Origin of the sequence: Kitasatospora papulosa (assembly GCF_000717245.1) — a bacterium.
Classification (GTDB): domain Bacteria; phylum Actinomycetota; class Actinomycetes; order Streptomycetales; family Streptomycetaceae; genus Streptomyces; species Streptomyces papulosus.
Genome location: NZ_JNYQ01000003.1, coordinates 95640 through 120163 on the forward strand (window position 1 = coordinate 95640; position 24524 = coordinate 120163).

General features: G+C 69.4%; 22 protein-coding genes and 1 pseudogene. 12 read left to right on the top strand and 11 right to left on the bottom strand.

The genetic code is table 11. The annotated features are described in order from the left end of the window. Positions 1–337 precede the first annotated feature (337 nt). Positions 338–490 (top strand): hypothetical protein, encoded by a 153-nt coding sequence (locus tag IA22_RS37520; protein WP_245229555.1) that lies wholly within the window; start codon positions 338–340, stop codon positions 488–490. A gap of 115 nt (positions 491–605) precedes the next feature. On the opposite strand, the gene aztD is transcribed toward IA22_RS37520, so the two are convergent. The 4 genes from aztD to aztB form a co-directional block, all read right to left on the bottom strand. Continuing rightward, positions 606–1808, bottom strand: a complete 1203-nt coding sequence (aztD, locus tag IA22_RS0108870; protein WP_015575766.1) for a zinc metallochaperone AztD — start codon at positions 1806–1808, stop codon at positions 606–608. 87 nt (positions 1809–1895) lie between these two features. Continuing rightward, positions 1896–2882 (bottom strand): zinc ABC transporter substrate-binding protein AztC, encoded by a 987-nt coding sequence (gene aztC / locus IA22_RS0108875; RefSeq protein WP_030123233.1) that lies wholly within the window; start codon positions 2880–2882, stop codon positions 1896–1898. Further along, positions 2879–4126 carry a hypothetical protein gene (locus IA22_RS0108880; protein ID WP_033248003.1) on the bottom strand — a complete coding sequence of 416 codons (1248 nt, stop codon included), beginning with the start codon at positions 4124–4126 and terminating at the stop codon, positions 2879–2881. The genes aztC and IA22_RS0108880 overlap by 4 nt, the downstream gene beginning before the upstream one ends. A gap of 9 nt (positions 4127–4135) precedes the next feature. Then, positions 4136–4990 carry a zinc ABC transporter permease AztB gene (gene aztB / locus IA22_RS0108885; RefSeq protein ID WP_030123235.1) on the bottom strand — a complete coding sequence of 285 codons (855 nt, stop codon included), beginning with the start codon at positions 4988–4990 and terminating at the stop codon, positions 4136–4138. Between the two features lie 14 nt (positions 4991–5004). Here aztB and aztA point away from each other — a divergent pair, with 14 nt between their 5' ends. The 5 genes and pseudogenes from aztA (at position 5005) to IA22_RS0108910 (ending at position 11211) form a co-directional block, all read left to right on the top strand. Continuing rightward, on the top strand, positions 5005–5748 hold the full coding sequence (gene aztA / locus IA22_RS0108890; RefSeq protein ID WP_030123236.1) for a zinc ABC transporter ATP-binding protein AztA: 744 nt from the start codon (positions 5005–5007) through the stop codon (positions 5746–5748). Between the two features lie 76 nt (positions 5749–5824). Continuing rightward, positions 5825–6487 (top strand): annotated as a pseudogene (locus tag IA22_RS38210) (DUF3662 domain-containing protein); the annotation flags it as partial. 633 nt (positions 6488–7120) lie between these two features. Beyond that, complete coding sequence (locus IA22_RS38215; RefSeq protein WP_386307909.1) at positions 7121–8461, top strand: MinD/ParA family ATP-binding protein; 1341 nt, start codon at positions 7121–7123, stop codon at positions 8459–8461. A gap of 455 nt (positions 8462–8916) precedes the next feature. Further along, the gene (locus IA22_RS0108900; RefSeq protein WP_015575773.1) at positions 8917–10440 is read left to right on the top strand and encodes a catalase; all 1524 of its coding nucleotides are present in this window, start codon (positions 8917–8919) and stop codon (positions 10438–10440) included. A 162-nt stretch (positions 10441–10602) separates the two neighbouring features. After that, on the top strand, positions 10603–11211 hold the full coding sequence (locus IA22_RS0108910; RefSeq protein ID WP_030123238.1) for a GOLPH3/VPS74 family protein: 609 nt from the start codon (positions 10603–10605) through the stop codon (positions 11209–11211). A gap of 119 nt (positions 11212–11330) precedes the next feature. Here IA22_RS0108910 and IA22_RS0108915 read toward each other — a convergent pair whose 3' ends face one another. Further along, entirely contained in the window at positions 11331–11723 is a 393-nt protein-coding gene (locus IA22_RS0108915; protein WP_030123239.1) for an STAS domain-containing protein, read from the bottom strand. 313 nt (positions 11724–12036) lie between these two features. On the opposite strand from IA22_RS0108915, the gene IA22_RS0108920 reads away from it, so the two are divergent. Further along, a complete protein-coding gene (locus IA22_RS0108920; protein ID WP_014158120.1) occupies positions 12037–12531 on the top strand; it encodes a MarR family winged helix-turn-helix transcriptional regulator in 495 nt (164 codons plus the stop codon). A 25-nt stretch (positions 12532–12556) separates the two neighbouring features. Here the strand turns inward: IA22_RS0108920 and IA22_RS0108925 are convergent, their stop codons facing one another. After that, positions 12557–13744, bottom strand: coding sequence for a PP2C family protein-serine/threonine phosphatase (locus IA22_RS0108925; protein ID WP_186819336.1), 1188 nt, complete (start codon positions 13742–13744; stop codon positions 12557–12559). A gap of 306 nt (positions 13745–14050) precedes the next feature. On the opposite strand from IA22_RS0108925, the gene IA22_RS0108930 reads away from it, so the two are divergent. Further along, entirely contained in the window at positions 14051–14893 is an 843-nt protein-coding gene (locus IA22_RS0108930) for a SigB/SigF/SigG family RNA polymerase sigma factor (RefSeq protein ID WP_015575778.1), read from the top strand. 246 nt (positions 14894–15139) lie between these two features. Here IA22_RS0108930 and IA22_RS0108935 read toward each other — a convergent pair whose 3' ends face one another. Then, on the bottom strand, positions 15140–15691 hold the full coding sequence (locus IA22_RS0108935) for a DoxX family protein (protein ID WP_014158117.1): 552 nt from the start codon (positions 15689–15691) through the stop codon (positions 15140–15142). Positions 15692–15914: 223 nt separating this feature from the next. Here IA22_RS0108935 and IA22_RS0108940 point away from each other — a divergent pair, with 223 nt between their 5' ends. Further along, the gene (locus IA22_RS0108940; protein ID WP_014158116.1) at positions 15915–18152 is read left to right on the top strand and encodes an FUSC family protein; all 2238 of its coding nucleotides are present in this window, start codon (positions 15915–15917) and stop codon (positions 18150–18152) included. A 98-nt stretch (positions 18153–18250) separates the two neighbouring features. Here the strand turns inward: IA22_RS0108940 and IA22_RS0108945 are convergent, their stop codons facing one another. Continuing rightward, the gene (locus IA22_RS0108945) at positions 18251–19666 is read right to left on the bottom strand and encodes a cytochrome P450 (protein ID WP_245229556.1); all 1416 of its coding nucleotides are present in this window, start codon (positions 19664–19666) and stop codon (positions 18251–18253) included. A gap of 247 nt (positions 19667–19913) precedes the next feature. Here IA22_RS0108945 and IA22_RS0108950 point away from each other — a divergent pair, with 247 nt between their 5' ends. Beyond that, the gene (locus IA22_RS0108950) at positions 19914–20183 is read left to right on the top strand and encodes a GlsB/YeaQ/YmgE family stress response membrane protein (RefSeq protein WP_014158114.1); all 270 of its coding nucleotides are present in this window, start codon (positions 19914–19916) and stop codon (positions 20181–20183) included. 126 nt (positions 20184–20309) lie between these two features. Here IA22_RS0108950 and IA22_RS0108955 read toward each other — a convergent pair whose 3' ends face one another. Next, on the bottom strand, positions 20310–22280 hold the full coding sequence (locus IA22_RS0108955) for a CASTOR/POLLUX-related putative ion channel (protein ID WP_030123244.1): 1971 nt from the start codon (positions 22278–22280) through the stop codon (positions 20310–20312). A gap of 257 nt (positions 22281–22537) precedes the next feature. Between IA22_RS0108955 and IA22_RS0108960 the strand changes: the two genes are divergently transcribed. Together IA22_RS0108960 and IA22_RS0108965 are read left to right on the top strand one after the other, a co-directional pair. Beyond that, positions 22538–22888, top strand: a complete 351-nt coding sequence (locus IA22_RS0108960) for a hypothetical protein (RefSeq protein WP_014158112.1) — start codon at positions 22538–22540, stop codon at positions 22886–22888. Positions 22889–23010: 122 nt separating this feature from the next. Then, a complete protein-coding gene (locus tag IA22_RS0108965; RefSeq protein ID WP_014158111.1) occupies positions 23011–23238 on the top strand; it encodes a hypothetical protein in 228 nt (75 codons plus the stop codon). Positions 23239–23282: 44 nt separating this feature from the next. Here IA22_RS0108965 and IA22_RS0108970 read toward each other — a convergent pair whose 3' ends face one another. Beyond that, a complete protein-coding gene (locus IA22_RS0108970; RefSeq protein WP_014158110.1) occupies positions 23283–23864 on the bottom strand; it encodes a dihydrofolate reductase family protein in 582 nt (193 codons plus the stop codon). A gap of 292 nt (positions 23865–24156) precedes the next feature. Then, entirely contained in the window at positions 24157–24510 is a 354-nt protein-coding gene (locus IA22_RS0108975) for a hypothetical protein (RefSeq protein WP_014158109.1), read from the bottom strand. Positions 24511–24524: the final 14 nt, after the last annotated feature.

Here is a 24524-nt window from a genome sequence, read left to right on the forward strand (position 1 = left end):
CCTCGACACGCGCTCTGTGGGCGTGCGCCAGGCGCTCCGCGCCGTCACCGCACGGGGGGGGCAGCCGACTCCCCTTGTCTCCCTCGGCTTCCCGATACATTCTGATCTGCCACCGGTCCGTGCGAGGCCGGGGACGCTCGCAAGGGACAGAGGAGTGCGGTGGGGGTACGCAAGGGGGTCGCCGAGTTCCTGATGGAGACGGTCGGGGAAGTGGTCGCCGAGATGCTTCTCGGCGTGCTCGCCTGTGCTCTGGTCCTCGGGCTGGGTCTCGGTCTCTACCTGAGCTGGTCGTTCAGCCCTCGGTCCACGGTCGTCGGCCTGGGGGGTGCTGAGCCTCTTGTTCGCCCACGGAGGCTGGAGGACGTACCGCGACACTGCGGAGGGACGTCGTCGTCGAGGAGTCGCCGCCATGACCACGGCCTTCTTCACACTGACCGCGACCACGGCGGTCTTCCTTCTGTTCTACGGCACGGGCTGCGACTGCCTGTGAACGTGCCGGTGTCCGTACCTTCCTCGCGGCAGGGACACCGGACGTGTGTGGCCGCTCCGGCATGTCCGGAGCGGCCACACGACGCGGTTCCACCCGGCGTCCGGGGCGGTGCGGGTCAGTGGGCGGAGACGACGCCCGACAGTTCGTTGGTGCTCTTCGGCAGGGTCACCGAGGCGAGTTTCTTGCCGCTGTCGATGTCGATGGCGTGCAGGGCGCTCTTGTCCGGTTCGGAGACGTACGCGGTGTGGTCGCGGACGAAGAGGGTCGGACGGGCCTGCTGCCAGTCGAGCGGCTCCTGCCACTTGCCGACCGCGGGCATCTTCTTCTCGACCTTGCCGGTGTCCGGATCGATGACGTGGATGGAGCCGTCGGTGCCGAGGACGAGGGCTTCGCCGTGCGGGCCACGGGCGAGCGAGCGGAACGAGTAGCTGGTTCCCAGGTCGACGAGGCGGATCTTCGAGGTCTCCGTGTCGATCAGGGAGACCCTGGTCGGCCGTTCCAGTTCGGCCTCGGGGTCGGTCTTGTAGTCGCCGAGGAGAACCGGGGACTCCTCGCTGCCGGCCTGGTTGCCGATCCGCCCGTAGTCGTCGGGGGCATCGACCTTGGTGAAGCTTCCGTCCTTGTAGATCAGTACGCCGTCCTCACAGCCGACGGCGACCGCCTCTCCCTGGGCCGCCGCCTCGCCGTGGACGCCGGGGCAGTTCTCGTTACGCGCGGTCTCCTTGTCGTTCTTGTCCAGGACCAGGGCTCCGGTGCGCTTCTCCTCGGTGCCCAGGGTGCTGAGGAGTTCACCGTTGCTCAGTTCGATGGCGACGCCGTGGTGGGCCTCGGCCGAGGTGTAGGTGCGGCCTGCCGGCTTCTTCCCTCCGCCCAGCTCGGCGGGATCGAAGACGTCGACCTGTCCGGTGCCGTCGGTGAAGAGGACGGTCTTCCCGGCGTGCCGGACGACATGGCCGGGCTTGGCGCCCTCGTACTCGATGTCGGTGAGGGCCTTCCCGGTGGCGTTCAGCACGCGGAAGCCCTTGTCGGTGGACACGACGACGTGGTCGGCGTCCCCCGCGGGATTGACGCGGTTGAAGCCGGGCAGTTCGATCGTCTCGGCGAGCTCGAGGCTCTTGCCGTCGAGGATGTACAGGCCGCCGTCGAAGGTGGCGACGAGGGGGTTGCCGACCGGGTCGGCCGATCCGGCACTCGGCGCGTCCTTCGCCTTCGCCGTGGACGAGGAGGTGGTCTCCCCGCCGCAGGCCGTCAGGACCGTGGACACCGCCAGGGCGAGTGCCGCTCCGGTGAGGGTTCTGTTGCGTATCGCCTTGTTCATCGGTTTGCTTCCTTTTCTGGCCGCGGGGTCGCGGCCGTGGTGCGGAACGAGCTCGGTGACGCCGTTCTCCGCGGGGGCAGGGTGTGTTTAGCCGCCGGCCAGGCTGTCGGTGATGGCAGTGGTGTTGGCGCGCATCATCTGCAGGTAGGTGCCTGCGCCGGCGTCCTTCCGGGTCAGCGACTCCGAATACAGCTCGACGACGCTCACCTGGCCGCCGAGTTCCGTGCGCAGCACCTGGGCGAGCTTGTCGGGCTGGGAGGAGTCGGCGAAGACGGTCCGCACTCCGGCCTCCTCCATGGCCCGGGTGAGCGCGCGCAGGTCGGACGAGCTGGGGGAGGCGAGAGTCGTGCCGCTGGGAACGACCGCTCCGATCACGCGGAAGCCGAAGCGGTCGGCGAGATAGCCGAAGACGTGGTGGTTGGTGACCAGGGCGCGCTCGTCCTCGGGGATCAGGGCGAAGGACTTCTCCATCCAGGTGGTGAGGTCCGCCAGCTGCTTCTCGTAGCGTGCGGCGTTGGCGCGTATCGCCTGCTCGTCCACACCGCCGACGTGCTCGACGACCTGGTCGGCGATCAGCCCGGACGCCTTGCGTACCCGATCCGGGTCGGTCCAGAAGTGGGGGTCCGGTTGGCCTGCCTCCTCCTCCGGGCCTCCGTCGTCTCCCGCGTGGAAGGTGAGCGGGTCGACGGCCTTGCCGGCCTCGAAGGTGGCCACCCCGGACTCGCGTGCGGCGTCCACGTGACGCAGTACGTTCTCCTCCAGGCCCAGGCCGTTGAAGACCACGAGGTCCGCGCGTTCCAACTCGGCGGCCTGCACGGCCGACAGACCGAAGGAGTGCGGGTCCGCGTCGGGCTTCATCAGCACGGTGACCTCGGCCTCGTCGCCGACGATCTGGCGTGTGATGTCGCCGAGGATGTTCGTCGTGACGACGATGCGGGGCTGGTCGCCATCGGTGGTGCATGCTGTTCCCGCAGCGACTGTCGTCAGGGCGATCAGGCCCATGAGCAGGCTCCGCAGCCGCGCCACCCGGACCCTCGCGCGCTTGCCGGCGCCCGACTCCGCCGTGGTGGTCATCGGCCTGTCTCCGTCATCAGACGCGGTTCGATGTCCACGTCGAAGGTGCGCGCGACGCGCAGGTCGTCGTTGTAGTCGATCTCGTACACGCGTTTGCCTTTGGGGTCGTTGACGTAGGCGCGGCTGCGGTCGACCTCGATCGTGGGCCCGCTCGTGCTCGTGCCGGTCCGCTGGGATCCGGTCAGCAGCGGCTCGGTGCGGGCGACCTCCTCGCCGGTGTCGATGTCGTAGCCGTGCAGCGCTCCGTCGGTCTCCAGGACGAGCAGCGCAGTACCCTCCCCCGCGGTGCCCGTAGCGACGACGGGGCCGGTGCTCACCCGTTTCCATGCACGGTCGGTGACGTCCAGTACCCAGACGGCCCGGTCGCCGGCCGGGGCTGTGAGGGTGTCGCTGCCGGGGCGATGGCGGAACGCGGTGGCACGCTCCGCCGCGGGTACGTCGCGGCCGTACGGGATCCTGTCGGCGGTGAGGACACCGTCCTTCTCGCCCACGACCAGGGCGCCGTCCGCGCATCCGAGAACCACTCCGCGCCGGGTGACGGCATCGCCTCGTGGCTCGTCGCACTCGGCGTCCGGTGACGCGACGGGCCGTCCCGCACGGTCGTACGCCGAGACCTTCGCCGTACCGTCCCGCTCCACGAGGGCCAGCAGGTGCTCCGCGTACGGTATGACGGCTCCGGTGTGCGGCCCGGGAAGTGTGCGGATCGAGCTGATGCTCCCCTTCTCCAGTTCCGTACGTTCGTAGAGTCCCGTCCGGCCGTCCTTGTCGGTGGCCGCGGTCACCGCGGCGTCACTGCGGATCTGCGCGCCCGCGCCCGCAGGGAGAACGCCGATGTCACGTATCGCCGCGCGGTAGTAGTGCACGTGGTCGCCGTGGTCCACCGTCCACGCGCCGCTGTCGAGCACGTGTGTGCCCCGGGCGGTGTGGAAGAAGCCGAAGCGGCCGTCCGTGTCCAGCTGTTCGGCGCCGGCCACCTGAGCCGTCGAGCGCACCTTTCCGGTGATGAGGTCGAGCACCCGGCTGTCACCGGTGCCGGGGTCGTTGAGCAGCAGACGGGACTGCTGCTCGGCGGCTTCCTTCGCTCCTTCGACGTACCCGTGCGGAGTGGTGGCGGAGGAGTTCTTCTGCGGGGCGGGGGCGTCGGAGTGCTTCCCCGCACAACTCGTGGTGAGCAGCGCGGTGAGGGCCAGGGCGGCCGAGGCCCACGGAGTGACGTTTCTTCGGACGGTCGGGGCGATCGCCACAGCTTTCCTTCAGTCGGCTTTCGGGAGGGTGGAGTTGGCGGGGCTCGTGCGGCGGTGGCGCAGGCCGGATGCCAGGTGGGAGACGAAGAACAGGCTCACCGCGAGGGCCGCGACGGTCGCTCCGGCGGCGGTGCTCAGGTGCCAGGACACCAGCAGTCCGCCGAAGGTGGCGGTGGTGCCGACGAGTGCGGAGAGCAGCATGACTCCGCGGACGCTCTGCGCCCAGGGCAGGGCCGCCGCCGGCGGGGCGATGAGGAGTCCCAGGACCAGCAGCGTCCCCACGATGTGGAACGAGGCGACGATCGCGAGGCCCAGGAGTGCGAGCAGTACGGCGTGCGCGAGGCGCGGGCGCAGTCCCAGGGTGCGGGCCTTGCGCGGGTCGAACGCCAGGGCGAGGAAGGCCCGGTGGCCGAGGACCGAGACGGCCGTCGCCACCAGCAGAGCCACCCCCAGCAGGACGAGGTCCTGCTCCCCGACGGCGAGGACGTCACCGAACAGGAAGCCGGTCAGATCAACGGCGAAGGACTGTGATCGCGACACGATGATGACGCCGAGCGAGAGCATCCCGACGAACAACAGGCCGATGCCGGTGTCCTGGGAGATCCTCGGAGTGCGGCCGAGCGCGGTCACCCCCGCCGTCATCACCACGGCGCTCGCCACCGCACCGACGAGCAGGTTGCCGCCGAACAGGGCGGCCAACGCGACTCCCGGCAGCAGCCCGTGGGACATCGCGTCCCCGAGAAAGGCCATGCCGCGGAGCACGACCCAGGTCCCGGCCAGCGCACAGATGGCGGACACCAGGATTCCGCCCCACAGGGCGCGCTGCACAAAGGTCACCTCGAACGGTGCCGTCAACCAGTCCATGCCGCGACACTACAATGAAAATCATGTTCAACAAACATCACCCCTCACCCTCCGACCTCCCGGACCGGACGGCACGCGTGCACTTCACCGAGCTGTGCGCCGGCTATCCGGGACGGCCGGTCCTCCACGAACTCAGTGCAGCCATACCGTCATTGGCTACGACGGCACTCGTCGGGCCGAACGGCAGCGGGAAGTCGACACTGCTCGGCGTGATGGCCGGTGTGATCGAGCCGACATCGGGACATCTCCGCCACACCGGCTCCCGGCCACCGGCCTTCGTCCCGCAACGCGGCGCCGTGGGCGACACCCTGCCCCTGACCGTCCGGCAGACCGTGGAGATGGGACGCTGGGGCGAACGGGGCCTCTGGCGCCGGTTGACCCGGCGGGACCGCGCCGCGGTGGACACCGCTCTCGACCGGCTGGGCATAGGGGAGATCGCCACCCGGCAGCTCGGCGAACTGTCGGGCGGCCAGCGCCAACGGGCCCTGATCGCACAGGGGTTGGCGCAGGAGTCGGACCTGCTGCTTCTGGACGAGCCGACCACGGGACTCGACCCGGAGGCCAGGGCCCGGATCACGGCGGTCCTCACCCAGCTGGTCACCGACGGAGTGACGGTCGTCCAGGCGACGCACGACCTGGGGGCCGCACGCTCGGCGGACGCCTGCCTCCTCCTGCGTGACGGCCGCCTGACGGGACAGGGCCACCCCGAGGACGTCCTCACCGAGTCGGCGCTCGCCCAGGTCTGGCAGCCGGCCTGACACCTCCCTGCGCCTCGCCGCCCGGCAGGGCGGCTTCGCGGTGCGTCGGGCGGCAGGCGACGGCCAGCCCCGGCACATGAAGGATGTACAGGCGACCGGCAGACCGCACCAGGCGACGGGACCGACCCGCCTCCGTCGGGCCAACCCCTCCCATGACGCGCGTTCCGGCCCCACCCGCTCTTGGGCCGGAACACGCGACGGAAGCCGAGAAGTCCCAGCTCGGACGGGGCCCCAGCCCCTCCTCATCACCACTGCCACCGCCCGGTCGCGCACGGATCCCACGCCGGCCACAGGGCCCGGAATCGGCCGAAGCGGGCTACTGCGGAGACGATCGAGTGAATCGCCACGACACAGCGCAGCAACGTCCCAAATCTGGCTAAAAAGGATCCAGTCAGTGAACGCGCATTCGCTCGAATGGAGGGCGATCCATACTGGAAGGCTCACAGTGGGAACGCTGAACAAGCTGGAGCGGCGCTTCGAGGCCTGGGTCAACGGCGCCTTCGCCAAAGCTTTCAAGTCTGCGGTGCAGCCCCTGGAGTTCGTCGGCGCGCTCCGACGCGAGTGCGATGTCAACGCCCGGATCTGGAGTCATGACCGTACCGTCGCCCCCAACGGTTTCGTCATCGAGCTCAACACCGATGATCATGCCCTGCACAGCGCGTGCCTGGTGGTGCTCGGCGAGGAACTGGTCGAGCAGGTGCGCGCGTACGCAGAGTCGCAGCACTACTCCTTCATGGGCCCGCTGAAGGTGCAGTTGCAGTGTGCGGACGATCTGGCGACCGGACGGTACCGGGTCCGGAGTCGCATCGAGATCCCGCCGGATGTCCAGCGGGCCATGGACGCCGCCGAACACCGCGCACTGTCCGTGCGCGAGTGGGGAGGCCACGGGCAGGCCATGACCTGGAGGCAACCGCCGCGCTCTGCGATCAGGCAGAAGCAAGTACTGACCGTAGAACAGTTCATAGAGCATGAATTGTCGATCGACAACAACGGCATGCTGGTCCGAAGACGCTTCCGCCCCGGCGCCGAGCCGTCGCACCTTCGAGTTGTGAAGGACCTCGGGACCAAGGGAGCCGACGCTCCTGAACTCCTTTCGTCCAGACACCTCAGCCCGGCCCGCCCCCAGGGTCTGCGACGCCCCGAAAGCCCCGTGCCCGGTGCCGTCAGGCCCAGGGATACAGGTGCCGATACCCAGCAATGCCTTCCTGTCGGTCGGCCACAGCTGTCTGCGCCCGATATCGGGAGCCGCCCTCGCGAAGAAGCGTCTCGGCAACCGGAACCACAAGGTAGATCGGCCGTCGAACCATCCCGCCACCGACGCGCCGGGACCATTCCCATGAGCTCTTCAGGATCATCGAAAGGACTGAACAGTATGACTAATGACCGTGACATCAGCGCTGGAAGCCACGCTCCCGAGCGGGAGGAGGGATGCGCGGACGACCTCGGAGGCCACATGCCTCCGGAGCGGTACGGGGCGGGCGAGCCCCAGACGTCCGCGTCGCGTGAGTCCCGGCCGCTGGTACGGTCCACCGATGCGCTGACGCCAGGTGAATTCGCCACGCAGCCTTCCGCCGACGGGGTCGGCGCCGCCCATCCGGGCGCGGCACCTCTGTCGCGCCCGTACACCGGGGCGACACAGCCGTCACGGTTCTCCGCCGGCCCGCAGACGAACCACCGGCCCGCTCCGGCGTATGCCCCCGCCCCGCCCGGGTTCCCCGGGCACGGCAGCGCTTTGGGTCACAGCTCCTCGGTCGAGCTCTCGTCCGACCGGCTCCTGCGCAACAAGGCCGGTGTCCGTGGCAACCTGAAGAAGCTGCGCATCGGCGGAAGGAACGCCGAACGGGTACGACAGGAGAAGCTGGCCGTCCTGCACACACCCGTGATGGACTGCTACAAGATCGCCGTCATCAGCCTGAAGGGCGGAGTCGGCAAGACCACCACCACGACAGCCCTGGGCGCGACGCTCGCCTCGGAGCGGCAGGACCGGGTCGTGGCGATCGACGCGAACCCGGACGCGGGCACACTCAGCCGTCGGGTGCGCCGGGAGACGAACGCGACCATCCGTGACCTGGTCGCCGACCTCCCGAACCTGCCCAACTACATGGCGGTACGCCGCTACACGTCCCAGTCCCCGAGCGGGCTGGAGGTTCTCGCCAACGACGTGGACCCCGCCCTCTCCACCTCCTTCAACGACGAGGACTACCGCAAGGTCGTCGACTGCCTCGGGCAGCACTACCCGATCATCCTCACGGACTCCGGAACCGGGCTGCTCCACAGCGCCATGGGCGGCGTGCTGGCCCTTGCGGACCAGCTGATCGTCGTGGCCACCTCCAGCGTGGACGGCGCCGCCAGTGCGAGCACCACGCTGGACTGGCTCAACGCCCATGGCTACGCGGACCTGGTCCAGCGGAGCATCACCGTGGTGTCCGAACCGCGCAGGACCAGCAAGATCGTCAAGCTGGACGACGTGGTGGCCCATTTCCGGGCACGCTGCCGGGGGGTGGTGGTCGTCCCCTTCGACGAGCACCTCTCGGCGGGGGCGGAGATCGACCTGGACAGGATGAAGCCCCAGACCCGCGAGGCCTACTTCAACCTGGCGACACTCGTGGCCGCGGACTTCCACCGCACCCAGCACGAACCCGCGGGCTGGCCCGCGATCCCGCACGCCGGGTACACCTCGGCCAGCGTCTTCTCGGCTCCTGTCTGGGGCTGACGACCACGCGTCGGGCTGTGAGCCGCCCCGACGAGGAGGCGGTCAGGACGGAGACGGACCGCCGGCGAGGGGCCGCCCGGGTTTCCTCACCTACCGCACCGCGCGGTCGCCGGCCCGTGGGGGTGTGGCGGGCGCGCCGCCGGAGCGCATCCGGGCATCCTCACGGCGGGCCTACGGCCGGAATTCCACGGCAGCGGTGTCCTGCCGAGCCGGCCGCAGGCGCCGCTCCGCGGAAGGAGGCGGCCGAGCCGAAACCTCCGATGGCCCCCTCGTCCATGTTTGGCTACGTTGATACCGGTTACTGGTACGGCGATGTTTGGAGAGCGGGGAGACACCGGTCGGCGTGAGTGGCCCGCACAGAGGTCCACGCCCGGTCTCGACGTCGACGAGCCGCCCCGTGTCCATGACCCCGACCCACCTTCCGCACCCACACCCCACGACGAAGGGGAACGAAAGTGACCAGCGCATCGCAACAGCCGACCACGTCCGACGCCGGCATCCCTGTCGAGAGCGACGAACACTCGCTCACCGTCGGTCCAGCCGGTCCCATCCTGCTCCAGGACTCCTACCTGATCGAGCAGATGGCTCAGTTCAACCGTGAACGGATTCCCGAGCGTCAGCCGCACGCCAAGGGCAGCGGTGCCTTCGGCCACTTCGAGGTGACCGGGGACGTCAGCGGTTACACCAAGGCCGCGCTCTTCCAGCCCGGCACCAAGACCGACCTGGTCATTCGGTTCTCCACCGTCGCCGGTGAGCGCGGCAGCCCGGACACCTGGCGTGACCCGCGCGGCTTCGCGGTGAAGTTCTACACCAGCGAAGGCAACTACGACATGGTGGGCAACAACACCCCCGTGTTCTTCGTGAAGGACCCGATGAAGTTCCAGCACTTCATCCGGTCCCAGAAGCGCCGCGCGGACAGCAACCTGCGCGACCACGACATGCAGTGGGACTTCTGGACCCTCTCGCCCGAGTCGGCCCACCAGGTCACGTGGCTGATGGGCGACCGAGGTATCCCGCGCAGCTGGCGCCACATGAACGGCTACACCTCCCACACGTACATGTGGATCAACGCGCAGGGCGAGCGCTTCTGGGTGAAGTACCACTTCAAGACCGACCAGGGCATCGAGACGTTCACCCAGCACGAGGGTGACCAGATGGCGTCGGCCGACACCGACTACCACACGCGTGACCTCTTCGAGCACATCCGTGACGGCGACTACCCGAGCTGGACGCTCCACGTCCAGGTCATGCCCTACGGGGACGCGGTGGACTACCGGTTCAACCCGTTCGACCTGACGAAGGTGTGGCCGCACGGCGACTACCCGCTGATCAAGGTCGGGAAGATGACGCTGGACCGCAACCCCACGGACAACCACGCGGAGATCGAGCAGGCGGCCTTCCAGCCGAACAACCTGGTCCCCGGTATCGGCCCGAGCCCGGACCGCATGCTGCTGGCCCGGCTGTTCTCGTACGCGGACGCCCACCGCTACCGCATCGGGGCGAACTACCAGCAGCTCCCCGTCAACGCGCCCGTCGTGCCGGTGAACACGTACTCCAAGGACGGAGCGATGGCGTACCGGAAGACGGCCGACCCCGTCTACGCGCCGAACTCCAAGGGCGGTCCGGCTGCCGACACCGCCCGCTACGGCTCCCCGCCGAGCTGGTACGCCGACGGGGACATCACCCGGGCGGCGTACGTCGACCACGCGGAGGACGACGACTGGGGCCAGGCCGGCACCCTGGTGCGCGAGGTCCTGGACGACGCGGCTCGGGACCGTCTGGTGGACAACGTCGTCGGGCACCTGCTCAACGGCGTTACCGAGCCGGTGCTGCTCCGCGCGTTCGAGTACTGGTCGAACATCGACAAGACGATCGGGAAGCGGATCGAGCAGGGAGTTCGCTCCAAGGCGGGAGAGAAGGACCCCAAGGCCTCGGAGCAGAGCAATCCCGCACGCCGCTCCATGCAGGGCAAGGCCTGATCGCTGTACCTACCGCGTCACGCGGCAGCGGCAACCTGCGGGCCCCCGCCCTCCGCGTCCCGGCCGAACACCGGGGCGCGGAGGGCGGCATGCTGTCCTTTGCGGGACACCACGGGCAGGCTGGCGTCCACCAGCAGGCACACGAATACGAGGGGGCCGTTCATGACCACGGCGAAGGACCTGTTCATCATCGCCCTGCATCTGGGGTCGCCGGACCGTCCGGTGGGGCAGGGAGACCTGTCGCTCGCGCTGGCGGGCGCCGAGCTCGTCGATCTCGTCACGGCGGGTGCCGTCTCCCTGGACGGCGACCGCATCGTCCCTGACCGCGGGCCGACGGCGGACGATCGTCTCCTGGCCGAGGCCGCGGCGGCGCTGGAAGGACAGACTCCGTACGAACGGGTCGAGGACTGGCTGTGGCGTCGGGGACGCGATCTGGCCGACTCGTACCAAGCGGCACTCGAAGAGGACGGTGAACTGCGGCCGGGCCGCCGAGGCCTGTTCCCGTCCGGAGCCGACCGGGTGGAACCGGCCGACACCCCCTCCCGCCGGCAGGCTCTCGACCGCTGGGAGGTCGAGGAGCCCGTCCTGGTCGCACTCGCGTCCGCAGCGGGTGTTCCCGGCTCGCGACCGGAGGATGCGCCGGGTTCCGGGGACGAGGCCGTGACGACCGTGCTTCTCGCGGTCGGGGACGCGGTGATGGAACTGGAGGCCGTACGGCAGCGGCGGGCCATCGAGAACGCCGCGTTCGCGAATGTCTGGCGCGGGCCGTGACCGGAAACGGACGCGGCCGGCACGCCGTGGGTGGCGGGAGCGCCGCCCGCCCACGGCGTTGCGCGTTGCCCCGCGGGGCCGTCGGCACACCGGCCTCGGGATTCCTTCGTCGGCTTGGCCTAGCGGGCCCCTTGACCCTCCGGGGCCTCTCCGGCCCCGACGATGTGGGTCAGCGCCTCGGCGACGGTGGGAAGGACGGGCATCAGCTCACCGACTCCCGTCACGTCCAGCAGCCTCCTGAGGTGCGGGGGCGCCCCGACGAGCGAGAGGGACCCGTGCCGGTCCTTCGCGTAGCGGAGGATGCCGATCATCGTGTTGAGGCCGGAGGAATCACAGAATCGTACGGGCGCCATGTCGAGGACCACGTGTGGTCTGCCTCGTCTGATCAGTTCCAGTGCCGTCGTCCGCAGGGCCGGGACGCTGTCCACGTCGATCTCGCCCTCGACGGTGAGGACCGCGATCGAGTCCGCCGGGTGCCGGACTGTGAGGGTGAGGGGCTGGTTCGGTGTCATGGATATCAGTACTCCTGGCCGGGGAGCGGGTGCCGTCGTGGCGGAACGACGGTGACCGCCGGATGATCACGCATCGGATGCCGCATGCGGAACCGTACCTGATGACAACTGTTGCCATGCGACAACATAATCGGTTCGGGCGTGACGCTCGGAAGCCTGTGGCGGGCGGGGGTACGATAGGCGGGGCCATGCGTGTGTGTCCCGGAATCTTTGTCCTGGCTTTCCGTACGAGCACATCGGATGTCCGGCCGCCTCGCTCGGTCCGGTGGCCGGACGGACGAGTGAGGCAATGCCGAATCGGAGTGTCATCAAAATGGGCCTGAACCCCGAAGCCGACCAGCGGTCCCGGGAAGCGGCCCGAGAGGGTTCCGAATTCGTCGAACTCCTCGAAGTCCTCTGGGAACACGGTCGTGACGCCGTGCCGACCGGCCCGGTCTCCCCCTCCCAACTCCGCGTCCTGTACACCTTGGACCGCGAGGAGGGCATCAATCTGCGGATGCTCGCCGAGGCCCTGGGGTCGGCGTCACCCTCGGTCAGCAGGCTGTGCGACCGGCTGCAGGCCACCGGATTCGTGGAGCGCGCCCCCAGCCCGGTGAGCCGCCGCGAGCTGGAACTCCGGCTGACCAGCCACGGCAAGGCGTACCTCGTCGACCTGCGCACACGCCGGGAGGAGATCCTGATGGCCACCATCGACGCCATGCCCGCCAAGGCGCGGCGCTCGCTCCTCGAAGGACTCAGAGCCTTCCGCGGCGCTGCCGCGGGACAGCAGGACAGCGACGGAGCGAGACCCTTGCGGTCGACCGGGTGAAGACAGGCCCGGTCGGCCCGCCTCCTCACTCGGACGCGTCTCCGCCGGATGTCTGCCGGCCGAACCAGTCCAAGCAGACGACCAGAGCGTCGTCGTCCAGCGGTGCGGAGCCCCGGTGGTCCCGCAGGTCGCGGAGCACCGCCAGCGGCACCTGCTCGGACGGCAGGAACCGGTGTGCGGAGAGCGACCGCGCGAGCGCCCGCTGCCCGTAGAGCTCCCCCGCGCCCGAAGCGCTGTCGTAGACCCCGTCGCTGCCGATCAGCAGCCGGTCACCGGGCTCGACGCGCAGACGCTGTGCGACGTACTCCGTCTCCTCGAACATGCCCAGCGGGAGCTGCGCCTCGAAGTGGACCGGATCGACCGTCCGGCCCCTGAGCCGCCACATCCGGGGAGACCCCGCGTCGACAGCTTCGACCTCCCCCGTGGCCAGGTCGAACCGCAGCAGGAGGACCGCCGCGTGCAGCGCGCCTCGGTGCTGCGTATAGACGGCCTGGTCGGCGAGGCTGGCCTGGCCGGGAAGGTCGAGGCCGGCCCGCCGGGCGTTCCGCAGCGAGTTGACGACGAGATTGGTCAGCAGGGCCGCCTCCATCCCCTTGCCCATGCCGTTGGTCACGGTGAGCGTGAGGTGGTGGGCCGACACCGACCAGTCGAAGTTGTCGCCGAAGATCGCGTACGCGGGCTCCAGATGGGCGCCCAGCCGGAATTCAGGACGGGCCACGGAACGGCCGGGCAGCAACTGCCACTGCATCTCGGCGGCCAGGGTGAGCCGTGTGGCACGGCGGGCGAGGAGGTAGAGGTCGGTGTCCCGCTCGGCCACCAGGATCTCGTGGCCGAGCGCCTCGCAGATCTGCTGCATGTCCGCCAGATCCGACTGGGAGCAGCCGCTCTCCGGCAGGGTGACGGTCAGGACACCGAGCCGGTCGCCGCGCACCGTGACCGGGAGGTGAGCGGTCACCGGTCCCGGCCTGGTCCGCTTCTCCACGAACGGCTCCTGGGCACCGAAAGCCCTGCCCTGCGGGCTGTCGTGCACGTGCACCGGCTCGGCGATCGGAATCTCGGACACCATCTGCAGTGTGGTCATGCCGTAGTCGGCGAGCCTCAACGCCACACTCTCCACGTGGAACCGCTCCCGCAGAGCCGCCGAGACGACATCGAGGAGCCGGTGGGGGGCTGCCTTGCGCAGCTCCCGCTCGACCGCAGCGAATCTGTCCACGTGATCCTGTTTCTCGTCGTGCTGCACCGAAACCCGGACCGCCTTCGGGACCCGGCCCCCGGCCTCCAGCGTACGGGGCCTGTACCCGATCCAGCACGGCGTCCCCCGAAGGTCGCGCCGGTGGACGGCAGTGCTCATCTTACGATGTCCAGGGGCAACTGTTTCCACGCAGCAAGAAAATTTGGCCTCCCCGTGCATAGGGCTTCCGAGGCAGGGCAGGGGCTGGTCTGAAGAGCGCACTCAGCACCAGGGAGGGTGGGAACAGTGATCGCTGAACAGACTGCCGGAACCGTAAGGAACGATGGGGTGCCGGCTTCCGGTGCCGCATCGGAACACATAGGTGAGCTGCCCTGGATCGAGGATGCGGGCAAGATCACGCCGAAGGACGCCCGCGCTCTGTCGACACTTTTCTTCGAGCGCCTGCAGGTCCTCGAAGAGGGAACGCACGAGTACCAGTACGCGCGCAACACCCTGGTCGAGATGAACATCTCTCTCGTCCGCTTCGCAGCGCGCCGCTTCCGCAACCGGGGCAGCGGCGACATGGAGGACATCACCCAGGTCGGGACCATCGGCCTCATCAAGGCCATCGACCGGTTCGAACTCTCGCGGGAGGTCGAATTCGCCACCTTTGCCGTCCCTTACATCGTCGGTGAGATCAAGCGGTTCTTCCGCGACACCACCTGGGCCGTCCACGTCCCCCGCAGACTGCAGGAGCTCCGCGTGGAGCTGGCCAAGGCCAAGGACGAACTCGCCGTCCGCCTGGACCGTGATCCGACGGTGAAGGAACTGGCCGCGCACCTGGACCGCACGGAGGACGAGGTGATCGAGGGCATCATCGCGTCGAACGGCTACACGGCCGGTTCGCTCGACATGCCCACGGACACCGGCGAGACGACGGGGACGGCGTCCCGGACGTTCGCCGACATCCTGGGCGAACCGGACTCCGCGATGGAAACGGTGGAGAACCTGCACGCCCTGGCTCCTCTTCTGGAGCAGCTCGACGACCGTGAGCGGCGGCTCATCGAGATGCGGTTCGGTCAGGAGATGACACAGTCCCAGATCGGCGCGGAGCTCGACGTGTCCCAGATGCACGTCTCCCGTCTGCTCACACGCACCCTGGGCAAGCTCCGCGCGGGGATGCTGGCCTGACCGTCCGGGCCCTCCTTGCACGTGGAGCGCGGCGGGTGTCGCGGCCCCCGGCCGCCGCGCTGCCGCCGTCCGGCTTGTCGGCGCCGTGCGCCGCCGACAAGCCTGTGTCGCGCTCCCCCACCGATCGGAACCGCCCTGTGGGCGGGCACGCACCCATGCGTGCCCGCCCACAGGCGTCTTCACGTCTCTGACGAGGTTCCCCTGCGGAGTCAGTACCCGCAGGGGAACCGGGGCGTCGCGGCGGCGTCAGCCGGTCGGAAGGTGTTCGCGCACGGCTCCGGCTGCCGACCGGACGTCGTGCGCCTTGTCCGCCACCGCGTTGCCCACCGCGTTGCCCGTCCTGCGGACGCTGCGGGCACCGACGCTGGCCGCGGCCCGTGAGCGGTAGGCCAGGGAGGGCTTGCCATGGGTGTCGGCCGCCGCGATCAACAGCCCCCCGAGCAAGGAGAGGTTCTTGGTGAACTGGACACGCTGACGTGCCCGTTCCTCGGGGTCCTGCGCCTTCCACCAGGCGTGCCCGGCCAGGGTGGTGGGCACCAGCGACGCCGCCAGTGCGAGCGCGGAGGCGCGCGGGAAGCGACCCGCCGCGAGCAGCACTCCGGCTCCGACCTGCACTGCGCTATTGATCCGTACGAGTCGCACCGTGTCGTCCGGGAGCTGCGGAACGCGCATCGAGACGGGCCGGGCCACCGGCTCGGCCGCACCGGCCACGGCGTGAGGATCTCGAAGCGTGCGGATCCCGCCGGAGATGAAGACGGATGCGAGCAGTGGACGCGCGACTTTCCTCAGGATTGCCATGCTCCGCAGGTTCCCGGCTTCGCTCCCGGCACGCGTCCCGCTTTCTCACGGGTTGCTGCGGCGCCCAGTTGCGGAACAGCCGGCGGACGGGCCGGGGCCGTATCGCATGTCGGCCTGCGTTGGTCCTCCGGTTCCCCGCCGTGCAATGCTGAACGGCACGTGGATCGTGGCGGCAAGCGGAAGAAAGTGCAGGGTGAGGGCAGTGCGGCGGCGGGGCGGGGCCATGATGTGGGATCGGTTCGCGGCGTCAGACCCGGGGTTGCTGCGGCTCACCGCAGGGCTGCGTACCGTCGCGGCGATCGGCCTCACGCTGGCGGTCCTGGCGGTGCTCGGCACCGACGTGACACTCATGGTCGCCGGTGCGATGACCGCGATGACGGCGACCTTCGCGATCAAGGACACGCTCGTCCGGGACCAGGCGGTCACCCTCGCCCTGGGCCTGCCGGTGGCTCTCGGCGCCGCGGCGCTGAGTGCGCTGTTGACCTCTCAGGTCGTCGCGGGCGACCTCTTCTTCGTCGCGCTCATCTTCGGCGCCGTCTACTGCCGTCGGTTCGGTGAACGAGGAACGGCACTCGGTCTCATCGGTTTTCAGATCTACTTCCTCTGCCTGTTCGTCGGCGCCTCGACGTCTGCCCTGCCGGCGCTCTGCGTGGCTCTGCTCATCGGATTCGGCTGCAGTGCGGTGGTCCGGTTCGCCGTGGTCCCGGAGACACCCAGGCGCGTCCTGACACGACTGCGCGATGCCTTCCGGACGCGAGTCGCCCAGCTCGTCTCGCTGCAGATCGAACTGCTCGACGCCGGACCCGAGCAGTTGGAGAAGGTGCTCGACGAGATGCGGCGGAGCACCGCGCGGCTGCACGAAGCCGCCCTGATGATCCAGGGCCGCCTGGAGGAGGGCACACCGGACGCGGACAAGGCCGCGCTGCTGCAACGACGCGTCGCGGACGCCGAGATCTCCACGGAGCGGCTCGGCATGCTGCTGCTCAACGCACGGAGCGCCGAGCGTGCGGACACCCTCACTCTGCATCTGCCGCACGCTCCCGTGCCGCTCACCGGGGACTGGCGGCCGTCCGAGGACGACGCGACCATAGCCCTGCGCCGGGATCTCAAGGCGCTGCACCTCCTGGTGGACCGGCCCGCGACGAGCGACGGGGGGACAGCCGTCGCGCACATACGCAACCGGCTGCTCGGTTACCGGGACGAGGAGAAGCTTCCCCCCGCCCCCGCGGGGATCCAGGACGCCTTCCGTGGCATCGGTGAGGCGGCTCGCTCCGTCCTGGGTCTGCGGCTGGCGCTGGACGGGCCGCAGGACGAGTCCGACGACTCGCCGGCGACCACCCGGTCCCGCGAGGAGTTCGACGCGGAGGACATCGCCCTCGCCTCCTCGTCCGAGAAGCCCACCGACGACGACCGCACAGGTCTGCAGCGCCCCACCACACGGGCCGCCTTCCAGGTCTCGGTGGGCTCGGTCCTGGCGATCATCGGCGGTGAGCTCCTGTCCACCCAGCGCTGGTACTGGGCCGTTCTGACGTGCTGGGTGGTCTTCCTCAACACCGCCTCCACCGGCGAGATCCTGGTCAAGGGCTACCGCCGGCTCATCGGCACCCTCCTGGGCGCGGTGGCCGGTGTCGCGCTGGCCGGACTGGTCGGGGACCACACCTGGGTCGCGTTCGCGCTGGTCCTCCTCTTCATCTTCGCGATGTTCTTCACCGCTCCCCTGTCCTACGCGGTCATGTCCTTCTTCGTGACGGCCATGCTGGGCCTGCTCTACACCCTGCTGAACTCCTACAGTTTCGACGTGCTGGTACTGCGCATCGAGGAGACCGCGATCGGCGCCGCCTGCGGGGTCATCGCCGCCGTGCTGGTGCTGCCGGTGCACACGGACCGACGTACGGACGAACTGCTGGGGACCGTCCTCGACAAGCTGGGGGATGTCGCCTCGGCCGCGGTGGAGCAGCTCAGCGGTGGACCGTCGTCCGACCTGCTCGGCAAGGCCCGCGCGCTGGACACGGCGCTGGACGAACTGCGTGACTCGACGAACCCGTTGACCTACCCGATCACCCCGTTGCGCGGCCGGCGGCAGACCGTGCGCTATCTGGTGGCCCTGCTGGAGACGTGTGCGTACCACGCGCGCTCGCTCGCGGCGACCGCCGAGCTCGTGCCGCACAGCAGGACCGTCGCAGCCGATCCCCGTCTGCACCGGGCCGGGCAGCGCATCGCGCACAACATCGAGGTACTCGCGGCCCATGTCGGCGACCAGGACGTCGGGGGCGAGGTCCGAGCGGCTGCCAGTATCGCCTCCACGCTACGCGACGACGGGTCCGGGACCCCGCCGTCCGGTACCGTGACGTTCCGCGTACTGCGCCACCTGCAGCGGCTCGACGAAGGAGTGGTCGGGCTCGCACGCCCGCTGGACGTACCCGTCGCGGAGCGTGCAGGGGAGAAGGCGGTACGCGGCTGAGGCGAGGAGCGACAGTTCCGAGCCGGCGCTTCTCTTCAGGGACGGGACGGCACGCACCCCAGGTGCGCGCCGTCCCGCACGGAGGAGGACGCCGCCGGTCAGTCCTGCTTCTGCTCGGCGGAGTCGCTTCTCAGGTGCACAGCCATCAGCACAGGGCTGGGTCGCACCGTTGCACGCGCGACGGGCCACACCTCCTGGCCCGAGAGAGGCTCGAAGCGTACGCGCCGGATGATCGTGGCGACGGCGGTAAGCAGCTCGGTGAGAGCGAACCGGTCGCCGATGCACTTGTGCTTGCCCGCCCCGAACGGGAGGAAGGCCCCCGGCATGAACGCTTCACCCTGCGCCTCGTCCAGCCAGCGGTCGGGGTCGAAGGTGAGAGGCTCGGGGAACAGTTCGGGGTCGCGGTGCAGGGCGTGCTGGCAGTAGGCGAGTTCGGTGCCGGCGGGGACCGACCATGCCCCCAGCCGTGTCCGGGTAGCGGTGCGTCGCGTGACGAGCCAGCCCGTGTGGTGCAACCGCAGCGTTTCCCGGACGACACGGTCGAGGTAGGGCAGACGGGGCAGATCCTCGAACGTGATGGGGCGGTCTCCGATGACCGCGTCGAGTTCGTCCAGGACCGCGCGTTCGATCTCGGTGTCGCGCGTGATCTCGTGCAACGCCCAGGCCAGTACTGATGCTGTGGTCTCGGTTCCTGCCACGGCCAGAGTGAGAATCTCCGAACTGATCTGTTGCCCGGTGAGCGGCTCACCGGTCTCCTCGTCCGTGGCCTGGAGCAGCAGGGACAACATGTCGCCGGTGTCCTGTCCCGCCTCCTGGAGCTCGGCCACGGCGTGGTTGATGGTCGCCCTGACGGCGTCCCGGGCGGCGTTGAAACGGCGGCTGAAGGGGAGGGGCAGGCGTTCCACCCAGTCGGGCAGCATGACGCGGGCGCCGACGCCGTTCATGACCACGGACAGGTCGTCGCGCAGTCGACGGAACGTCGCTTCGTCCAGGCTGCCGGCGAAGATGGTCTTGGCGAGCATGTCGAGGGACAGTGCGACCATGGCCTCGCGGACGTCCAGTTGATGACCTGGTATCCAGGTGTCGACGGCGGCGTTGGTCTCGGCACGCATGATGTCGACGTAACGGGCGATCTCCGGGCGGCCGAACGCCGGCTGGAGCTGGCGTCGTCGGCGCACGTGGTTCTGGCCCGCCGCAGTGACGACGGAATCACCGAGCAGCTGGCCCATCTTCTCGAAGAAGCGGCCTTTGTCGAGGCTGGGGCCGGGGTCGATCAGCATGGTGCGGATGAGCGCGGGATCCTGGACGATCAGAGTGCGGGTGCCGGGCTGGAGCGTGATCTCGACCAGCGGGCCGTAGTTGGTTCGCAATGAGGCGATGAAGCCGAGTTTGTCGCGTATGAGCTGTATCGCGTGACCCAGGAGCGGAACTGATCCTGCTGCTCTGGGTATGGGGGGAGGCGTTACGAGCGTCACGGGTGCATGCCACCTTTCAAGCCGATCTTGGCGCTTCATGGCTTCCCTGATCGCTCCGGCCGGCAAGCAGCTTCTCCACGTGGTCCATGCCACGTGTCGAGGTGTTTCGCCGATTGCCACACGGGAACGCCCGCTCCCGAGCAGCACCGTCCGGTCGGCGCGTCCGGAACCGACGGACGAAAAACGGAGAAGTGGTGCCCGTGGCGTTTGAAAGTGTCGGAGCGGTAAAGACGACGCGTTGACAGTACGTGCATACGACGCGGTACGACGCGGCAGGAGACGCATCATGGGCATCATCGCTTGGATCTTCATCGGACTGCTCGCAGGCCTCATCGCCAAGGCGCTGATGCCGGGCAAGGACCCCGGCGGCATCATCATCACCATGCTGATCGGTATCGCGGGCGGCCTTCTCGGGGGCTGGCTCGGGAAGGTGATCTTCGGCGTCGACTCCATCGACGGCTTCTTCGACCTCTCCACATGGGTCGCCGCCATCGTCGGTTCGATCATCCTGCTCGCCCTCTACCGACTGGTCACGGGAAACCGCCGCCACGCCTGACGCAGGAACCTTCGAACCTGGCACCGCACGCCGGTCGGCTCCCCTCCCCGGGGGGGAACCGACCGGCGTTTTCGCGCCGATCCGTCCGGCTTCGCCGAATCGCTCGCACCCCGTGAGCATCGGTCCTCACGGAGCGGCGGAGGCGGCCGCGCCGGTGGAGTCGGCCTGGTCGACGGGTGCCGGCGCGGTGCCGGGGTCCGTCGCCAGCACCACCAGGTGGTCCTCGGCGTTCCAGACCCGCCGTTCGTACTTCGGCGGGTTGAGCCGGACCCCCTGCGTGGCGGCATCGGTGCGCGACTCGTGACCGATGTAGCCGATCGCGCATTCGCCCCGGTCGCGTGCTGCGGCGACGAGGGTGGCGAAGGTGGCTTCGGCGTCCTGGAGGACGTACCTGCCGGCGGGTCGTAGGGACACGCCGGCGCCCTCGGGGGAGAACAACTCGTCGAAGACGGGTGCCAGATGACGGTTCTGTGCGATCTGCGCCATCAGAAGGCCCGTCAGCTTCCCACTGACGATCACGTCGGAACCCTTGTTGACGGACGCCAGGGGGCGGTTGCGGTCCTCCACGAGTTCGGTGACCAGGCGGACCTCGTGTCCGGTGCGTTCCTCAAGCAGCCGCAGGGCCAGCAAGGTGACCAGGGTCCAGTCGTCGGGACGGTCCGGTCCTTCCCCCTGGTCCGGGCCCAGGACGACCAGCCCGTCGTACGGACTGACGTCGAGCCCGAGAAGCGTCTCGGGCCGTGACAGCGCCGCGGACCGGAAACGCACGTCCGCCCCGCTCCTCTTCGTGTCCTCCGGCTCGGGTTGCCTCGGGCCGGGTACGGCGCTGTCGGTGATCACGTCCAGGACGGATCCAGGAGGGGCCGTACGCCGCAACTGGCCGACGACGAGCGGTGCCGTCCGGTTCCAGCCGAGCAGCAGCAACCTGGTCGGGCGGTCGGGTTCGGACGGGGCCGAGACGATCACCGACGGGTCGACGAGGTGGCGGCAGGACTCCACCCGTGTGCTGGTGTCGTCGCGAGCCAGCACGATGAGGCGGCTTCCCGGCACGACGACGGTGTCGGCCGGCGGGTTGAGCAGCGTACGGCCCTCGGGCGTGAGCAGCCCGACCACGCAGGAGTTCGGGTGGCCCAACAAGGTGGCGCCGAAGGAGTCCAGATGGAACGCCGTGCCGTCGGCGAGGTGGAACTCGTCGCCCGCGAAGTCGAGAAGGTCACCGAGGACGACCGACAGACCTGGTCGGCCGACGCACTGCGCGATCAGCCGGGCCGTCACCGTGTCGGTCTCCAGCACCGTGCCGCGCGGGCCGGCGGCGAGCCGCGCAGGGGCCCGGTACCGGTCGTCGCGGACCGCTGCGAGTACCGGCGGCCCGTACGCGCCCTCACCGAGCACCGCGCGCAGAGCCAGCAGGATGCGCAGTACCTCGGCGTCGCCCGTCGGTTCCGCCGACGGCAGCACCACGACGGTCCTTGCCGTCCGCGGGCTGACGAGCGCGAGCACCTCCGGGTCGCCGGCGGGACCACTGCGGCAGATGATCAGACCGCGTGCGGCAGGGGGGACGCGGGCGGTCAGCAGCCGCTCCATCTCGACCTTGTCCCGGTCCGCGAGGAGCACGATGGCCTGCGGCCGGTGCGGGGCCTGGGCGGCGACCAACTCGCTGACCACCGTGGTCACCTGGTCCGACCAGCCGAGCACGACGACGTGGTCCTGCTCCAGCACCGTGGACCGTCCGCGGCTCAGCTCGGCCATCCGCTCGGCCAGGCCCGTCGTGATCACTCCGACCAGGGTCGACACGCACAGCAGGGCGACCAGCCCGAGCACGGCCGAGAGCACCAGTCGGAGCGGTGTGCCGGATGCCGCCCCCAGACGCAGCGTCTCCGCACTGGTCCGCCACGCCGCGGTGAGTCTCCCCGACAACGACCTGGGCGATCCGGGATCCGTCCACACCAGCAACGTACTCACCGGCAGGACGACAGCCAGGCACGTGATCACGAGCCAGCCCATCAGGGTGCCGGTGGAACGGGCCAGCGTGCGGTCGAACAGGTAGCCCGCCCTGTCCCGCAGCGACACCCGTGGCCGTTCCTTCGCTGTTTCCACTGCCCCAACTCCCCTCGTACGCCGCCGCGCCCCTCGGTGGGTACGCCGCGACTGTCCCCCCACGCACAGTGCTGACCGGTGATCGGTGACACGCGGGGTTCGGAGCCCGGTTCATCCTTTCGTGCGGGTGAACCGGGCCGGGAAGCAGCGGGGGGAAGCGAGTTCCCGTCCGGGCGGGAACTCGTTGCATGGGAGCGGACACAAAGGGCAGACGCAGTGCACACAGGCCCGCGGACGGGCCTGAAACGGAGGTCACGGTGCTGTCCCACAGACTGGAACGCGATGTACTCGTCATCACGATCGAAGAGGACCCGGGGGTCAGCGGGCGTGCCGGGCTGGCGACGGAGATCACGGAACTCGTCCATGCCTACCGGACATCACCCGTGCTGCTCGTCATCGACCGGGCGGCGAGCACGCCCGCTACCGCCAGCGCCGTCCTGCGCGCCCACCGGCAGGTCGGCGAACTGAACACGCTGTTGTCGGTCGCCACCCAGGATGCCGCCACCCGGCGCCTCCTGGAGGACAACGCCGACACCTGCGGGTCAAGGCTGGTCGTGCATACGCACGTTGACGTCGCGCTCGACACGGCGTACGTCTCCGCCGCCTGAGCGCACGCTCCCGGTGTGCGCCGGACAGCCGCACGCAGAGGTCCACGAGGGCCCTGTGTCAACCGTAGAGAACCGGATCCCCTCGGAACGGGGCTCCGCTGCCTGAGGAGGCTCCGCGACCCATGAGTGCATCGGTCAAGACAAAGTCCAGGTCCAGGGTCTACCTGTCGCTCGGCACCACGGCTTTCGGCATGCTGAGCGTGGTGAAGCAGGCCCAGCTCGCACGCAAGGAGCACGACACCCTCCGCCTGGTGGACGCCGTGATATGCACGGCCAAGACGGTGACGGGCCTCGCGGTCCTCTACCGCGAGCTCAAGAACCTGGGCGACGAAGACGTCCTGCTCGGCTGAGTGATGACGGCTCCCGGCCGAGGCACGGTCGTCGGACGCGGGCTCTACCCCGCCGACGGATCCTGGCGCGCCACGCGGTAGCGGAGGTGGACCACCCGTGAGTGGAAGGTGCGGGTCTCCACGAGTTCGAGATCCACCCGGCGCTCGCCCCGCGGAAAGAACGGAATGCCGCCGCCCACCAGTACCGGGTGTACCGTCACCCGGTACTCGTCGATCAGGTCCGAGGCGGCCGCTTCGGCGGCGAGAGCCGCTCCCCCGATCGCGATGTCCCCCTCCCCCGGCTCGGCGCGCAGGCGCTCGATCTCCTCCACGAGACCGACGGAGGCCAGGCGGGCGTTGCCCCGCACCTCTGACAACGTGGTGGAGAAGACCACCTTGGGCAGCGGATTCCAGAGCGCCGCCCACTCGAGCTCGGTGGCGTCGAGCGACGAATCCTGCCCGGCGGTCTCCCAGTAGAGCATCGTCTCGTAGAGCCGTCGGCCCAGCAGATGGACGTCGACCTCACGGATCTCGTCGATGAAGAAACGAAAGACTTCCTCGTCCGGCACCGTCCAGTCGAAGCCGCCGTCCGGGCCGACGATGTAGCCGTCGAGCGACGCGTTCATCGAATAGACCACGCTGCGCATCGGAAGTCCTCCTCGGTGACGGGTTCGACATTACGACTGCCGAACCCCGCAGGACTCATCGCGACTCGCCGGACTCCGGAGGCGAGTCACGTGGCCCGGCGCCTGTCCCGGGGCCGGACCCTCGTCGTGCGTGAGGGCTTCAGCCGGTGGCGAGTTCCATCAGGACACCTCACACCGGCATCGCCTCCGGCCGGCTGCGTGCCCGCGCCGTCCGCCCGTCGCCACTCGGCTCGACGGGACGCCGGGGCCCCGGCCAGGGGACCGTGGGCCGGGGCCCCGGCGTCCCGGTGCGTCAGTTCAGTGCGACGGGGGGCGGCGTGCCGTAGAAGGTGAGTGGCGGCCAGCCCTTGGACTGGGCCAGCGCCGACAGCGCCTGCGCCACCTCCAGCGGAGTGATGTCCTGCGCGGACGGATAGCCGTTCGGCTTGTCCACGCGGATCTTGAAGGTCAGGTCCATCATCAGGTCGCTCTCGGCCATACTCGCGTCCGCCCGGAAATCCGTCCCCTCCATGAACTCGGGCGTTGTCGTCGTCGCCGCCTCGTCCCTTTCCGCGGCATCGGCAGCAGCTGCGGTGGACGCGAACACCGCTCCTGCAGCGGCCGTCCCCGAGTAACCCAGCAGCTTGCGTCGGGATATGTCCGACACGATCCCTCCCCCTG